General features: G+C 70.7%; 11 protein-coding genes. 1 reads left to right on the top strand and 10 read right to left on the bottom strand.

Features of this window, described 5'->3' with window-relative positions; translation table 11 throughout:
- Nucleotides 1–302 precede the first annotated feature (302 nt).
- The 10 genes from E1202_RS21835 to E1202_RS21785 form a co-directional block, all read right to left on the bottom strand.
- Nucleotides 303–506, bottom strand: a complete 204-nt coding sequence (locus tag E1202_RS21835; RefSeq protein WP_132685007.1) for a DUF397 domain-containing protein — start codon at nucleotides 504–506, stop codon at nucleotides 303–305.
- Nucleotides 507–519: 13 nt separating this feature from the next.
- The gene (locus tag E1202_RS21830; RefSeq protein ID WP_132685006.1) at nucleotides 520–1,356 is read right to left on the bottom strand and encodes a DUF5753 domain-containing protein; all 837 of its coding nucleotides are present in this window, start codon (nucleotides 1,354–1,356) and stop codon (nucleotides 520–522) included.
- Nucleotides 1,357–1,700: 344 nt separating this feature from the next.
- Nucleotides 1,701–2,108, bottom strand: coding sequence for a VOC family protein (locus tag E1202_RS21820; RefSeq protein ID WP_132685005.1), 408 nt, complete (start codon nucleotides 2,106–2,108; stop codon nucleotides 1,701–1,703).
- Nucleotides 2,105–2,968: an AraC family transcriptional regulator gene (locus E1202_RS21815; RefSeq protein ID WP_207918852.1), complete on the bottom strand. Its 864-nt coding sequence runs from the start codon at nucleotides 2,966–2,968 to the stop codon at nucleotides 2,105–2,107. Before E1202_RS21815 ends, E1202_RS21820 begins: the two co-directional genes overlap by 4 nt.
- A gap of 29 nt (nucleotides 2,969–2,997) precedes the next feature.
- The gene (locus tag E1202_RS21810) at nucleotides 2,998–3,255 is read right to left on the bottom strand and encodes a hypothetical protein (protein WP_132685004.1); all 258 of its coding nucleotides are present in this window, start codon (nucleotides 3,253–3,255) and stop codon (nucleotides 2,998–3,000) included.
- Between the two features lie 18 nt (nucleotides 3,256–3,273).
- Nucleotides 3,274–4,371, bottom strand: a complete 1,098-nt coding sequence (tal, locus tag E1202_RS21805) for a transaldolase (protein WP_132685013.1) — start codon at nucleotides 4,369–4,371, stop codon at nucleotides 3,274–3,276.
- 62 nt (nucleotides 4,372–4,433) lie between these two features.
- Entirely contained in the window at nucleotides 4,434–5,795 is a 1,362-nt protein-coding gene (locus E1202_RS21800) for a hypothetical protein (protein WP_132685003.1), read from the bottom strand.
- Nucleotides 5,795–6,889, bottom strand: coding sequence for a baeRF2 domain-containing protein (locus tag E1202_RS21795; protein WP_132685002.1), 1,095 nt, complete (start codon nucleotides 6,887–6,889; stop codon nucleotides 5,795–5,797). The genes E1202_RS21800 and E1202_RS21795 overlap by 1 nt, the downstream gene beginning before the upstream one ends.
- Nucleotides 6,890–6,973: 84 nt before the next feature.
- Complete coding sequence (locus E1202_RS21790) at nucleotides 6,974–7,798, bottom strand: SAM-dependent methyltransferase (RefSeq protein ID WP_235878830.1); 825 nt, start codon at nucleotides 7,796–7,798, stop codon at nucleotides 6,974–6,976.
- 130 nt (nucleotides 7,799–7,928) lie between these two features.
- Nucleotides 7,929–11,006 (bottom strand): amidohydrolase family protein, encoded by a 3,078-nt coding sequence (locus E1202_RS21785; RefSeq protein ID WP_132685001.1) that lies wholly within the window; start codon nucleotides 11,004–11,006, stop codon nucleotides 7,929–7,931.
- 307 nt (nucleotides 11,007–11,313) lie between these two features.
- Between E1202_RS21785 and E1202_RS21780 the strand changes: the two genes are divergently transcribed.
- A complete protein-coding gene (locus tag E1202_RS21780) occupies nucleotides 11,314–14,217 on the top strand; it encodes an arabinosyltransferase domain-containing protein (RefSeq protein ID WP_132685000.1) in 2,904 nt (967 codons plus the stop codon).
- The last annotated feature ends 139 nt before the right edge of the window (nucleotides 14,218–14,356 follow it).

Below are 14,356 nucleotides of genomic sequence, written 5' to 3'. Positions count from 1 at the left end.
TCGCCGGACTCACCACCACCCCCGACGGGAGCCTCCTCCTCGCGGCCAACGGAGAAGGCACGGTCCTCCACCTCACCCCGCAACCCTGACCCGGCCACGTCGGGAGGCGAACCCGGCGCGGGATTGGCGAGGAGCGTTGCCAGTGGGCAGTTTTGGTCCGAACCGTCCCGTGATCATGTCCGTTTCGCCCGGTCAATTCGAACAAGAACTGCCCACTGGCGCAGGGCACGACCCCGGCGAGGAAGAGGTCCGGAGACGATGAACGCCCCCGCTCGACGGGGGCGTTTCTCGTGCGCGAGGGATCAGCGGTCGAAGCGACCGGCCTTGATCGCCTCGACGAAGTTCTGCCACTGCGGGGCCGTGGTGGTGAAGTGACCGGCAGCGCGGTTCTTGGTGTCGCGGACCGCTGCTCCGGCGTCGGAGACCCGGCCGACCTCCACACAGGTCTCGGCACCCTGGCTACGACTGGACTTCCGCCAGCCAGTGACCGGCACAGACGAGGCCATGTTCACCACTCCACTAGTTCAGTTCCTTGATCCTCCGATCCAGCATCTTGACCGTCGCACGGTCCGACGCTGCGACCATGCGCAGGCTATCGAACGCAGCAGCGTATTTCGTGGTGTGGGCAGGCTTGTCCAAGTAGTCGCCGCTAGTGAGCGCTTCCAAGTAGACGTAGTTGGCTTCTGGCTCATCCAGGCGCAGCAGTCGGAACGACAGGCCGAGAGCGACATGCTCGCCGGCATCGAACGGGAGAACCTGCACCGTGATGTTGGGTCGCGCCGCGATCTTCCGCAGGTGCTGGAGCTGATCACGAAGAACGGCTTTGCCACCCACACTCCGGTAAAGAGCGGCTTCACCGAGTACGCACCAGATCATCGGGCCATCATCGGCGAGCGCACGATCTGCCCGACTCACTCGCTCAGCGACTGCGGGCTCCACGTCCTGCGTGTCGTCCAACGGATTCGACAGCGACGCCCGCGCAGTGTGCTCCGTCTGCAGAACAGCCGGAATCACCTCGGGGTCGTAGTACTTGATCTCCGCTGCTGCGCCTTCGAGGGCGACGTAGGTGGCCGCCCAGTCAGGGACCCTGGCCGGCTGGTCCCTGCGGCGGGCTTCCTTGGCGAGGGCTCGCAGCCGGTCGGCTTCGGCTTGGTCGTCGAGGCCGAAGAGCCGGACGAGTTCGTTCACCTCGGCCGCGGAGACCGTGAGGTTGCCGGACTCGACCTTCTGGAGCTTGCCGACGTACCAGTCGAGCGTCTCGTTGATCTCCTTGGACTTCACGCCCGACCTCTCGCGCATCGCGCGGAGCATCAACCCGACCTGCACACGCCGGACCGCCGGCCACGTCTTCGACATGGATCTGGATCTTCCACCAGTCCGACACCGGCAATCAAGCAGATCAACCTTTTGGGTTATCGCGAGTTGCAATTGCAGTTCGCTACCTTGCAGCCCAAGCTGATCACGAGCGAGAGGACTGGGGGATGCACACCGAGCAGGCGCAGCGGCACTTCTGGCTTCCGATACCCAACGAGAACCTGCCGGGCGGGGTGCGCCACGCGTTCCGCGGAGCCCGCTGGGAGGGCCTCGCCTCGGCCGAGGCGGTGTGCGGCGAACGCGTCGCCATGGCCCAGCCCAGCGAGCTCGACTGGATCTACTTCCCCACCTGCGCGGAGTGCAATTCCCGCCTCAAGGGCGAGTGGTCACGGGCGGGGTTCACCTCGGTAGTAGCCGAAGGACCAGAGGTTGCCCTCGGGGTCGCGGACTCCGAACTCGCGGTTGCCGTACTCCTGGTCAGCGATCTCCCTGAAGATCTCCGCACCCGCGGCGCGCACCCGTTCGTAGAGCGCGTCGGGATCGTCGGTCACCACGTACATCCCGGCCGTGCCGGGTTGGCGGGACCAGTCGTTGCCGGGCTGGTAGGTGCCGAGCATGATGCCGCCGCCCTCGGGCCAGTCGAGCTGGGCGTGGGCGACCAGATCTCCGTCGGTGTAGGCGGCGGTCTTGATGAAACCGAGCTTGTTCACCAGGAAATCGATGAGCGCGGGAGCGTCGTGCGCTTGCAGCGTTGCCCACACCGTGGGTGAGGGTCCGGTGTTCGTCGTGGTCATGGGGGAAATTCTTCCGCCCGCTGACCGGCGCCGGCTTGGATGTTTCGGAGCTCCGCGGCGATCCACCGGCTCGGGCTCGACCCGGCGTACTGGTTGAAGTCGCGCACCAGGTGCGAGTGGTCGTAGTAACCGCACGAGGCCGCCACGGCCGCCAGGTCGAGCGGAGCCCCTGCTTGGACGGCGTGGGCGATGCGCTGACGAGCGTGCTCGAAGCGCATCAACCGCGACGCCGCCTTCGGCGAGACGCCGAGCTCGGCCTTGAACACCGACGTCAGCTGCCGCTCACCGAGGTGGACGTGCCGGGCGAGCGCGCTCATCGAGCCGGTGCCGCGGTGCCAGGCGATCCACTTCCACGCCTCCACCACCTCCGGACGCGCACCCGAGGTCACCTCGGCGGTGTTCGCACGCAGGTAGGTGGCCAGGGCGCCGAAACGCTCGGGCCACGTGGTGAGTTCGGCGAGCCGCTCGCGCAGGTCCTCGACGCCGCTGCCGAGGACCTCCCGCGCGTCGATCGCCCGATCCCGCAGCTCACCGGCCGGAACGCCGAACATCCGGCGCAACGCCAGCGGGCGGACCGCCAGCTGGATGCCGCTCTGCACCCTGGGCTGGGCGATGTAGGCGGGGCGGGTGTGCAGGCCGCCGAGCACCACGTGAGCGCTCTCGGCGTCGTCGCCGGAGGGCTGGAAGCCCGAGATCACCGGCTCGTCGAAGGTCAGCACCAGCGTCAACGCGGGCGAGGGCATCCCCACGTGCCGGCACGGCCGGTCCAGGCGGGAGCTGTAGCCGACCGCCGAGACGACGGCGCCGGGCATCAGCCGCCCGCCCTGGACGAACCGCCGCTCCTGGTCCTGCTCGGTCACCACGCCCATTGTCCACCGGCCACCGACAGCTAGTCGGTTTCCGGGCGTTCCTCGGCGATGCGCTCGTCGAGGGTGCGGCCCTCGCGCTGGTCGCGCGGCGTGGGCCGGTCCCGGGAGGTGGCCGACCAGCCTTCGGGCGGTTCGACGCCGCGCTCCAGCGGATCGGTGCCGAGCTCGTCCTCGTCGAGATCTTCGGCCGACTGCAGGTTGGCCGGATCCTCCAGGTCCTGCGTGTCGGGCTCGGTCTCGTTGGGCGTGGGAGTGGAAGCATCTGCGGGATCAGACATCTCACCCTCCTCTGTGGACTACCCGAGCCGATCGGCGACCGTGTCGAGGAGTTCGGTCCAGGACTTCTCGAACTTGTCGACGCCGTCGGCCTCCAGGTGCTTGAAGACGTCGTCGAGGTCGATGCCGGCGGCGGCGAGGTCGTCGAAGACCTTCTGCGAGGCCTGCGCGGTGCCGCTGACCAGGTCACCGCGCACGTCGGCGTGGTCGGCGGTGGCCTGCAGCGTCGACTCCGGCATGGTGTTGACCGTGTTCGGCGCGGCGAGCTCGTCGACGTAGCGGGTGTCGGAGTAGGACTTGTCCTTCACCCCGGTCGAGGCCCACAGCGGGCGCTGCGCCCGAGCGCCCTCGGCCTGCAGGGCCTTCCACCGCTCGGAGGACAAGACCTCCTGGTAGGCGGCGTAGGCCAGGCGGGCGTTGGCGATCGCGGCCTGCCCGCGCAGCGGGTGGTTCTCCTGCATCGCGTCCAGCCGCTTGTCGATCTCGGCATCGACGCGGGAGACGAAGAACGACGCCACCGACTCGATCGACGCGAGGTCGTGGCCGTAGGCCTTGCCCTGCTCCAGACCGGCGAGGTAGGCGTCCATGACGGCCTTGTAGCGCTCGACGGAGAAGATCAGGGTCACGTTGACGCTGATGCCCTCGGCGATCGCCTTCGTGATGGCCAGCAGGCCCGCCAGCGTGGCCGGGATCTTGACCATCAGGTTCGGCCGGTCCACGGCCTTCCACAGGTCGATCGCCTCGGCGACGGTCTTGTCGGTGTCGTGCGCCAGCCGCGGGTCGACCTCCAGGGAGACCCGGCCGTCCACACCACCCGTCTGCTCGTAGACGTTGCGGAAGATGTCCGCCGCGTCCCGCACATCATCGGTGGTGATGATGCGGGCGGCCCGGTCCGTGGTCACGCCCGCCTCGGCGAGCTCGTCGAACTGCCGGTCGTACTCGGGTTCCTTCGACAGCGCTTTGGCGAAGATCGTCGGATTGCTGGTCGCGCCCACCAGGCCGTAGTCCTCGATGAGCTCGTCGAAGCCCCCGGACAGGATCCGGTTGCGCGACAGGTCGTCCAGCCAGATCGACACGCCGACGTCGGTCAACGCCTTCAGGTTCGCATTCGCCACCAGGCGTCCTCCAATCCCACTCGGGCTTCCCACGGCCTACCCGCTCAACCCTCGCGCCATGCGTCTCACAGGCGCACGTTCGGCCCCCGGAGCAACGATTCCGCTTCGTGGAACGACATCTTCGGCAGCTCCTCGCGCGCAGGGACTCGGGTCAACGCGCGGTGGGCGCGGACCAGGCCCGCGAAGTCCCGCGGGTAGGCGTCCGGATCGGCTCCCAGCAGCGCGCCGAACCGGCGGGCGCGACCCACGAGGTGCTGCCAGGTCCCGATCGGGGCGAGCCCGATCGACTCGGTGCCGTGCGAGAACAGCATCATCCGGATCTCGTCGTAGGACACCGCGTCCAAGTGCTCGCGCAGGGTTGCCGGTGAACTCCCCGCGTTGAACGTCAGCCAGAACGGCACCGAACCCGTGCGCCACGCCCAGTGCGGTTCCAGCAGCAGGAAGGTCTCCACCAGCAATCGATCGGTGGGCGAGCCGTTCGCGGCGTACCACTCGCGGTGCAGCTGCGCCACGGCCGGGCTCAGGTCCTCCGGGTGGCCGAATCGCAGTCTGCGCACCGGAAAACCCAGCGCGTCCACGTCATCGAGGAGCTCCGGTTCGAAACCCCACTCGGCCTCCGGGCGCCGCTCGTCGGGCTGCGGAGGGTTCCAGGACTCGTGCTCGGACCCGTAGTTGCGCAGGAACTCGCGCACGCGCGGCCCACCGGTGAAGTACTCCTGCTCGTCGGCGCCGCCGAGCGCGCCGAACTGGAACACGTGGCGCTCATCAACCCTGGTCACCGGCCAGTCCAGCTCGCACTCCGAGGTGACCACGACGCCGTCCGGAGCCAGGTGCTCGCGGATGAACCGCCGGTAGGCCACCGGCAGCTGCCGCCACTTGACCCGGAAGTAGGACATCCCGGCGATCATCAGCCGGTCCTGGTTCGGGTCGTGCATGTGGTGCAGCACGAGTTCGGGGTTCGTGCGCAGCAGCTCTCGTCCGGGATGCCGCCCGGCTTCCAGCTCGGCCGCCGGATCGTCGCGGTCCACCCCACCGCGTCGCACCGGGATCAGCAGCGTCTGCGGCAGCCACGGCGCGTCCAGCGCGGCGGCCAGGTGCATCAGCGCGCCGTTGGAGGAACCGAGGAACACCACCGGATACCTGCGACGCGGGTAGTGGTCGACGATCCACTCGGCGAGGTCGTCGGCGTCGATGTCGGCGAGCCGGCCGGGCGGCACCGCCTCGCTGACACCGCTGACGGCGTACACCTGATCGGCCAGCGAGGGCGGCAGCCGGTTCACCCCGCCCAGCAACGCCGAGATCACCGGCACCGCCGCGCGCGGAGCCGCACCCAGCGCGGGCGCGTCACGTCCGGCCAGGCAGTGCGACAGCGCGCGAAGCATCCCGGTCGCCGAGTCGAACGAGGCGACCGCGCGACTCGGCCGCATCACGCCGCCCGGTACCGCAGGACCGCGCCGATGCCGCCGGTGAGATCGATGGTGCCGGGGTCGGTGATCACCAGGTCGGCACCGGTACCGGCCAGCGCGCGCACCACCGCCGCGCTGGCGGGAGCGTCACCGATGATCTCGCTGCCGGTGTCCTTCAGGGCGCGCTCGTCCGCGGCGAGCTCGGTGGCACCGGCACCGATGTGCAGGTCGCCCGCGTGATCGTCGGCGGTCCACAGCAGCGTGCGGACCTGACCTCGGCGCAGGGCGTCCACGGTGTCCTGCCAGCCCTCCACGGCGCGTTCGCCCCGGCCGCTCTCGCGCTGGAACTCCTCGACCACCTCGGCGACCTCCGCCTCGTGGACGCTGCGGGTCACCTGGTGCCGCAACCGCTCCGCCGACTCCTGCCGGGAATCCGGTTCGATCACCAGCTCCTGGTCCTCGCCCAGCAGCGAGTGCACCAGGGAGCGCTGCTGATCCTGCCCGGTGAGCACGATCGCCTGCGCGCCCATCTTGCCCGCGCGCTCGGTGATCTCACCGGCCACGGCCTCGGCGTTGCGCTTCCAGCGCTCCTCGACGGCCATGTGGAACCGCTGCTGGTTCTCCTGCTCACCGGCGTGGGTCTTGTGCACCGGGTGCGATTCGCCGTCGATGCGGATCCGCTTCAGATCCCCCGAGCCCGACACCACCGTCAGGTCCGCGCCGGTGTGATCGACGTCGGCCACCAGGAACGCCACCCGCGACATGCATCGCCGCAGGTAGGGCATCAGGTGCGGGACCGGGCCGACGTAGGCCTGGTCCTCGGCCGGCAGGTCGGTGGGCGGCTCGGGCAGTTCGTCCTGCAGCACCACCTCGGCGCCTTCGCCGACGAGCACCTGCCCCCGCTGGCCGGTCTGCGCGCGGTGTTCGCGCACGTGATCGGCGATCGCCTGGACGGTGGCCTCGTCGGCTCCCTGCTGCTGCAACCGCTCGTGGATCGCTCGCCACCGCAGCTCGATCGCCTTGGCGGCGTCTTCGGCGTCCCCCGAGGTGTCCAGGTAGGCGGTCACGAAGGGGCCGGGTCGGTCGTAGACGTGCTGGAGAGTTCCCGTCTCCACGGCTACATCACCCTGTTCTGCTGCACGGGTCGCCCCCGCAACGGCGGAGGCCGTGCCCGGAGAATCCCCGGGTGGTGCGTGCGTTTAAACCAGTCGGCCGACGGCGGCGTAGGCGTTGGCGCGGGCGATGTCGTCCTCGGTGGGCGGAAGATCCGGGTGCCACGAGGGCGTGGGCACCAGGCCCGGCGGGATGAGTTCGTAGCCGTGGAACAGCTCGGCGATCTCCTCCGGCGGACGCCACCGCACCGGGGTCGGCGTGCGGGCCATGACCTCTTCGGCCGCGGCGACCTGCTCATCGGTGGCGGCGAGCTGCGAGATGTGCGTGACGGCCAGGTAGCTGCCCGGAGCGCAGGCGTCCCGGTAGGCGGCGGTGAGCGCGGTGGCCTCGTCCTGGTCGGGCACGAACGGCAGGATCGCGACGGCCAGCACCGCCACCGGACGCCCGAAGTCGATCTTGGCGACGCCGCCGGCGCGCAGTACCGGCTCCGGTTCGCGGATGTCGGCCTCGTCGATGGACACCATCGGGTTCTCGCCGAGCAGGGCTCGCGCGTGGGCGACCGCGACCGGTTCGTGGTCGACGTAGGCGATGCGGGCCTGCGGGTTGTGCTGGTGCGCGACCTCGTGCACGTTGCCGACGGTGGGGATCCCGGAGCCCAGGTCGAGGAACTGGTCGATGCCCTGCCGCACCAGGTGATCCACCGCGCGGCGCAGGAACGCCCGGTTGGCGACCGCGTAGTCCCGGGCGTGAGGCATCGCCTTGAGCCCGGCCTCGGCGGCTTCGCGGTCGGCAGCGAAGTTCGTCGACCCGCCCAGGTAGTAGTCGTACATCCGCGCCGAGTTCGGGCGTTCGACGTCCACACCCTTCGGCTCCGGCAGCACCACCACGCCTCCCCGCACCGGCGAACGCAACCTTTCCAGGGTACCGATCCGCCGCGCGCTTCCGGTACCCCGCGGCCCGGCCGCCGGTGCGGGTTTCGCGGCAGGGGGCGTTTTCGGGTTCTACCCGGCAGTTCCGGACCACGACCGCCTCCTGACCTCGTCATGCGAAGCGCGGGTGCTCGCAGCAGACGCGGTGGGTCCATTCCGGTTCGTGCCACCAGAACGCGGGGTCGGTCTCCGGACTCGCTCGATGCGATCCGGAGATGGGGGCGGCCATCGCGTCGGGTGAGTCGAAGGGCGCCAGGAGGGCGTCCGTCGTGTGCACCGCGCCGCCCTTGACGACCGTGCGGACCGCCGCTGCGGCGGTGATGTCGGTGAGCGGGTCACCGGCGACCAGCGCCAGGTCCGCGTAGGCGCCGGGGCGGATTTCGCCGAGCTCACCGGGAAGACCGAGCCAGCGGGCCGGGTTCCGGGTGGCGGTCGTCAGCGCTTCGCGGGGCGTGAAGCCGTGCGCGACCAGCGCGCGGAGGTTCATGTGCAGCGAGACCGCGACGTTGTCCAGCGGCGAATCGGTGCCCGCGATGACGAACCCACCCCCGCGCTGGATGCGCAGCAGCATGTCGACCTGACCGGCCAGCTTGAAGCGGGTGACCTCCCCGTCCGGACCGGCCGCGTCCTCGGCTTCGCCGAGCAGGCGCTGGTACTCCCACGGCGGGAACAGCACCCGCGTCCGCCGGTCCTCGATCAGCGACCGGTCCTGCGCGTACATCCCCGACGAGGTGAACAGCGTCGGGGTGATGGACATGCCGCTGGCGATGAACAGCTCCACGGCGTCGTCGTAGGACCTGCCGAGCTCATCGCAGGTGTGGGAGTAGCCGAGCCTGTTGGTCGCCCCGGTGTGCTCCATGCCGTCCATGCCCAGGTGTGCGGCCGGGTAGACGTAGTGCGAGCTCAGCGGCCTGCCCTGCGCGTGCGCCTGCGCGATCGCCGCCTGCTGCATCCGCACCGGCATGCGCACGTAGGTCTTGACCATGTCGTAGTCCAGCGCGGACGCGCGCCGCATCTCCAGCCGCAGCTGCTCCTCGTTGAGGGTGGGCCGCATGAAGTTGTAGTAGATCCGCCCGCCGTCGATGGCCTCACCGGTGGCGAAGTACCGCGGCCCGACGCGGTCTCCCGAGCTCAGCGCCTCGCGGGTCTCCTGCATCTGGTAGGCCGGATCGCCCGGCGATCGGGTCGTCGTCACGCCGTAGGCCAGCCAGGCGCGTCCCTGCCGATCGCCCCACTGCCGTCCGCGCAGGTGCCAGTGCACGTGGGCGTCGATGAGCCCGGGGATCGCGGTCAGCTCGCGCGCGTCGATCCGGGCACGCCCGTCCTGGGCCGGGAGCACGGCGGCGATCCGCTCTCCCGTCAGCACGATGTCGACGTCGCGACGCAGCTGTTCGGACGCGCCGTCCCACAGCGCACCGACGCGCACCACCTGGTTCTCACCGGTCCGCGCGGGCGTCCACGTCAGTTCCAGCGGGATCGCGGAGACCTCGCCGGTGCCGATGTGCACCGAACGCAGCTCGCCGCCGTTGAGGAACAGCAGGTGGTCGGCGTCGCGCCAGCTCAGCGAGTCGGTCAGCTCGGTGGTGACCTGACGGGGCGCAGCGGTGAACGACCCGGCCGCGTCGACGGCGACGATCCACGCGGTCGACTCCACGACGAACGCGAGGTGCCTGCCGTCCGGGGACCACACCGGGCCGTCGTCGCCACGCGTGGCCAGCGACCGGAACGGCATCACCTCGGTGTAGTGCAGCGCCCCGGTTTCCACGTCGACCCGCAGGATCTGGCTGGTGCCCTCGCGAAACCGCGTGCCGTAGGGCTTGACGGCGGCCAGCACCATGGTTCGCCCGTCCGGCGACCAGTCGGGGCGACCGGGCTGGAACAGCGGCGGCGTCACCTGGCGCGGTGCGCCGCCGGCGAGGTCCGCGACCCACGTGGCACCGTCCTGGTCCTGGTAGGCGATCCGCTCGCCGTCCGGGGAGAACCGGGGCGTGATCGCCGCGCCGTCCACGTCGGTGACGCGCCGGTCCGAGCCGGTGGCCAGGTCGTGCAGCCACAGGTCGGCCGTGCCGCCGCGGTCGCTGCTGTAGAGCAGCTGCCGCCCGTCCGGGGAGAAGTCGGGGTCGGACGCGAAGTAGCCGTCGCCGACCACTTTTCGCGGTGCGCGACCGATCGGCATGACCCACAGCGCGTTGAGCGCGCGGAACGCGACCTGGGTGCCATCGGGTGAGCACACCGGGCTCGCGATGCCGGTGACCTTCGGCCCGCGCACCCCGGGACGCCGCTTCGGGTAGTCGCGGCGGGAGAGCACCGGAACCGTTGCGGTGAACGGAACCTCGTTGCGCTCACCGGGAAGCCCACGCCTGCGGATCACTCCGTCGGCGGTGTAGAGCAGTTCGCCGGGGCCGATCCAGCGCGGCGCGAACCCGAAGACGTCCTCGCCTTCGGTCACGGCTTGACCGTCAACCACCAGGTCCCGCCGCGCACCGGCGAGGCGGACGTAGGCCAACCGGCCGTCGGGAGCGAGGCTCGGCCCGTGGAGCGAGCCCTCGTCGCCACCGTCGACCAGCACGCTGACCTGCCCGGAGGCGATCTCGACGCGCTCGATCGCGGTGTCCCCGGCGACGTAGACGAGGGCCTGGCCGTCGGGCGACCAGCTCGGCATCGCCACATCCGGTCGATCCCGGGTCACCTGGCTGATCACCCCGGAATCGAGGTCCATGACGAACACCTGGTAGCCGCCCGCTCGGTCGGAGGCGAACGCGAGAGCCCCTCCGCCGGGCGAGAACTTCGGTTCCCGGTGGTCCTTCCCGCCCGCGGTGAGCTGGCGCAGGCCGGAACCGTCGGCTGCCATCGTCCAGAGGTGGAAGTTGCCATCGCGGTAGGACTGGAACACGAGGCTGCGACCGTCCGGGGAGAAGTCCGGCTGCGTGGCGTCCTGCAGCTCATCGGTGAGCTTGCTCGCCGCCCCGCCACCGGGTCCCAGCACCCAGATCGCGTTGACCAGGTCGAACGCCACGCGTCCGTCCGGTGCCGCCGCGGCGCAGAGGTTGGTGCCCTGCCGCAGCGTGACACCGGCGCCGTCGGCCAGCGCCACGCGTGGTGGAGCGAACGCGAGGGCCGCTGCCGCACCGGTACCGGCTTGCAGGGCGCGTCGTCGGGTGAGCCTGAACCGTGAAATCCCCGCTGCCATCGGCAATCTCCCGAAGATCCGTCGAAATCCGCGAATCGATCGATCGTGCGCCCACAGGCGATCAGGCACAATCCGCCGACGAGTGAAAAACCCGCAGCCCGATCGATCCGGTTGCTCCCACCACCGAGGTCGGTGAATCTCGTTCGTATTTCGCGCACTCGATCGTGTAGTGCAGTTGACGGGGCGGGCCGTCGATGACTTTGGCGTGGTCGTATCGCAGTCCCCTCCTGCACTGAACCCATCCACCTCCGCGCGCCGCCCGCGCATCCGGCCGGCCCCGGTTGATCGCCGAGCGTGGTGGTGCGGCGTGCTCGCGGCGATCGCGGTACTGCTCGGCGTCGCGATCCCCTTCGCGCCGGTCACAGCCTCGGATCCGGTGGTTTCCTGGCCGCAGGCGGGCAAGTTGCCCAGTTCGACGGTGGTTCCGCTGAGCCCGCCTCGCCCGCTGTCGCTGCACGCGACGATCCCCTGCGCCGCGCTGCGCGCCGTCGGCAACGGCGACGTCCTGCGCACCGTCCCGGCCGGGGCGAGCCCGGCCACCGGACTGGCCGTCACCGCCGCCGCGGGCCGGGTTTCGGTGCTCGCCGCCGGAACTCCGGTGCTCGACGAACCCATCCCGGCCGACGGCTGCGACTACCGCATCGCCGCGACCGCGACCGGCCTGTCCATCACGCGCGATTCCGCGCCGGTGGCGAACTTCCCCGACCTGCCGGTGCCCTCGGTGGCGGCGCTGATCACCGCCGCCGAGGGGATGCCGCAGGCGGGCGGGCTGGCGGTCGTGCTGCACACCGACGACCGCTACAACTCCCAGCCCAACGGGCTCAAAACCCTTCTGCTGTGGGCCCATCTGATCGCACTCGGAGCGACCCTGGTGCTGGCGTGGCGGCACTGGGGACCGGTGCGGATCCCGCGAGCGCGGCCCCGCTGGGCAGACCTGGTCGTCGGCGTCACGGCCACGTCGTGGGTGCTGCTCGGCCCGGTGCAGTACGACGACGCGTGGTACGTCCTGATGTCCCGCAACGCCGGCGCGTCGGGATACCTAGGCAACTACGTCTACATGTTCAACGCCACCGAGAACCCGTTCGTGCTCAGCCAGTACCTGATGCAGTTCTGGGGCCGGCTCGGTGAGTTCTCGCTGTGGTGGCTGCGGCTGCTGCCGCTGGCCTACGGGCTGATCACCTGGGTCGCGCTGCGTCGCCTGCTGACCACGACGCTCGGTCGCACCGCCGGCAACCCGTGGGTGCCGTGGGCGCTGGGACTGGCGTTCCTGGCCTGGTGGCTGCCCTACGGGATGACGCTGCGCCCGGAACCGCTGATCCTGTGCCTGACCGCGGTGACGATGCTGCTCGCCGAGACGGCCCGCCGCCGCGAGAGCATCCCCGCGGCGGCTGCGGCGACGCTGGTCGCGGCACTGGCGCTGAGCTGCTCGCCGTCAGGTCTCGTGGCGTGGGCGCCGCTGGCCCCGGCGTTGCCGTGGCTGTGGCGGTGGTTGCGCGACCGCAGCTGGAAGTCGCGTTCGGTGGCGGGGTTGACGGTCGTGGCAACCGGAACCGCCATCGTTCCGGTCGCTTTCGCCGACGCGACCTTCGGGGACGTGCTCGAGGCGACCAAGGTGCACCGCTGGTACTACGGCTCGTTCGCCTGGTACGAGGAGTGGCGGCACATCGACACCCTCATGAGCGGGCCGTGGGCGCTGCGCCTCCCGGTGCTGATGACCCTCGGCGTGGGACTGCTGGTGGCGCTGGGCCGCGGCCGCCGGGCCGCGCCGGGCACGGTCCGGTGGCTGATGCTCAGCAGCGCCGTGGTCACCGCGCTGGCGATGGCGTTCCTGGCGCTGAGCCCCACCAAGTGGGTGCTGCACTTCGGCGCCCTGGCCGCCCCGGCGATCGTGCTGCTGACGACCGCGCTGCTGCGCTCGCCGCTGCCGCGCACCACGGGAGCGGTGGCGAGCATCGCCGGGGCGGGTGTGCTGATCGCGGTGGCCGCCGCCGGGTTCTCCGGACCGAACATCTGGAAGCCGTTCAGCGACCGCGGCCAGTCCTTCGGCAACCACCTCCCGCCGTCGCTGTCGAAGATCGAGCTGAGCATGACGGCACCGCACATCGGGGACGTGTTCCTGCGCGACGCCAAGCTGTGGGTCGGGCTGGCCGTGGCGATCGCCGCGTTCGGCCTGTGGCGACGCCGCCGACGGCTGGGCGTGCTGCTGCGGCCGGAACGCGGCGTGCTGATCGCCACCGCGCTGCTGCTGGTCATCGGCATGTTCGCGGTGTTCGCCTACGCGCCGTTCCGGCAGGCGCCGGGCTGGACGGTCGCCAGCGGTGGTTTCGAGTTCGCCACCACCGGCCGCACGGCCGGGCTCGCCGACCACGTCCAGGTCCTCGCCGACGCCGACGTCCAGCCACCCGCTCCGGCCGAACCCGCCGTCGTGCGCGGCGATTTCGTCACGACCTCGCCGCTTCCGGTGCCGCCGTCGGCACCCGGGGCGGTGTGGCACAGCCGCACGACCCCGCCCACCGGGAAGGGCGCGCTCGTCACGGGCTGGTACCCGGTGCCCGCGACCGGGGACGGCACCCACGTCACGGTCCCGGTGCTCGGCGAAGGCCTCACCGCGCACCGGCTCGAGGTGCAGGCCGACACGCCCTCCGGTGTGGTCGGCCTCCCGCTGACCCCCGATGCCGCACTGGGAGCCCGCCATTGGCAGGAGCTCGCGGTGGCGCTGCCGCAGCCGGCGCGCGCGATCCGCGTCGTCGCCGAGCAGCGCGGGCCGTGGCTGGCGGTCGGTGAACCGCGCCTGACCAAGATCCGGCCGGTCACGACCGTCACCGACGGGCAGACCGTCTTCGCCGACCAGCTCTCGGCGATGCTGTGGCCGGACATCGACCACGCGGAGGTCGCGCACGGCATGACCAATCCGCCGACCGTCCGGGTGAGCGCGGCCGAGCACATCGACCCGGGCGTGCTGTCGAACTCCACGTTCACCGACTGGGGCGGCAACTTCGCCACCAGCGCCCAGACCGCGACCTACGTGCGCATGGCCTCGGCTCTGCCGGGCGGGCCGGAGACCGCGCCCTGGGGCACCGTCGACCGGATCGTCTACGACTTCCCCACGCGTCAGGTCGACTTCGGGTTCCGGCATCACGACCGCGCGGGCTGGACGCGCCTGCCGACCCTGGCCGGGGAGGAGTACATCGGCCGGAAGTACACGGGGTGAGGGTTCGTCGACTGAATCGTTCCCGTTTACCAGCTGACGCCAGGCCGCTGACCAGGGGAATCAGGTCGCAGCCACTGGTGCGCACCTGGTCGGCCGTTCGCAGTCGGGCGTGCTTCCGGTTCTGGACAGTCCGGTTGAT

Source organism: Saccharopolyspora karakumensis, from assembly GCF_004349225.1.
GTDB classification, from domain to species: domain Bacteria; phylum Actinomycetota; class Actinomycetes; order Mycobacteriales; family Pseudonocardiaceae; genus Saccharopolyspora; species Saccharopolyspora endophytica.
The sequence above is the reverse complement of the archived record's forward strand: the minus strand, read 5'-3'. Positions and strand labels throughout refer to the sequence as shown.

What these genes read in the sequence shown, in the direction of transcription:
- E1202_RS21830 (WP_132685006.1), bottom strand. Translation starts at nt 1,356, where the DNA reads ATGTCGAAGACGTGGCCGGCGGTCCGGCGTGTGCAGGTCGGGTTGATG.
- E1202_RS21810 (WP_132685004.1), bottom strand. Translation starts at nt 3,255, where the DNA reads ATGTCTGATCCCGCAGATGCTTCCACTCCCACGCCCAACGAGACCGAG.
- E1202_RS21785 (WP_132685001.1), bottom strand. Translation starts at nt 11,006, where the DNA reads ATGGCAGCGGGGATTTCACGGTTCAGGCTCACCCGACGACGCGCCCTG.
- E1202_RS21820 (WP_132685005.1), bottom strand. Translation starts at nt 2,108, where the DNA reads ATGACCACGACGAACACCGGACCCTCACCCACGGTGTGGGCAACGCTG.
- E1202_RS21835 (WP_132685007.1), bottom strand. Translation starts at nt 506, where the DNA reads ATGGCCTCGTCTGTGCCGGTCACTGGCTGGCGGAAGTCCAGTCGTAGC.
- E1202_RS21800 (WP_132685003.1), bottom strand. Translation starts at nt 5,795, where the DNA reads ATGCGGCCGAGTCGCGCGGTCGCCTCGTTCGACTCGGCGACCGGGATG.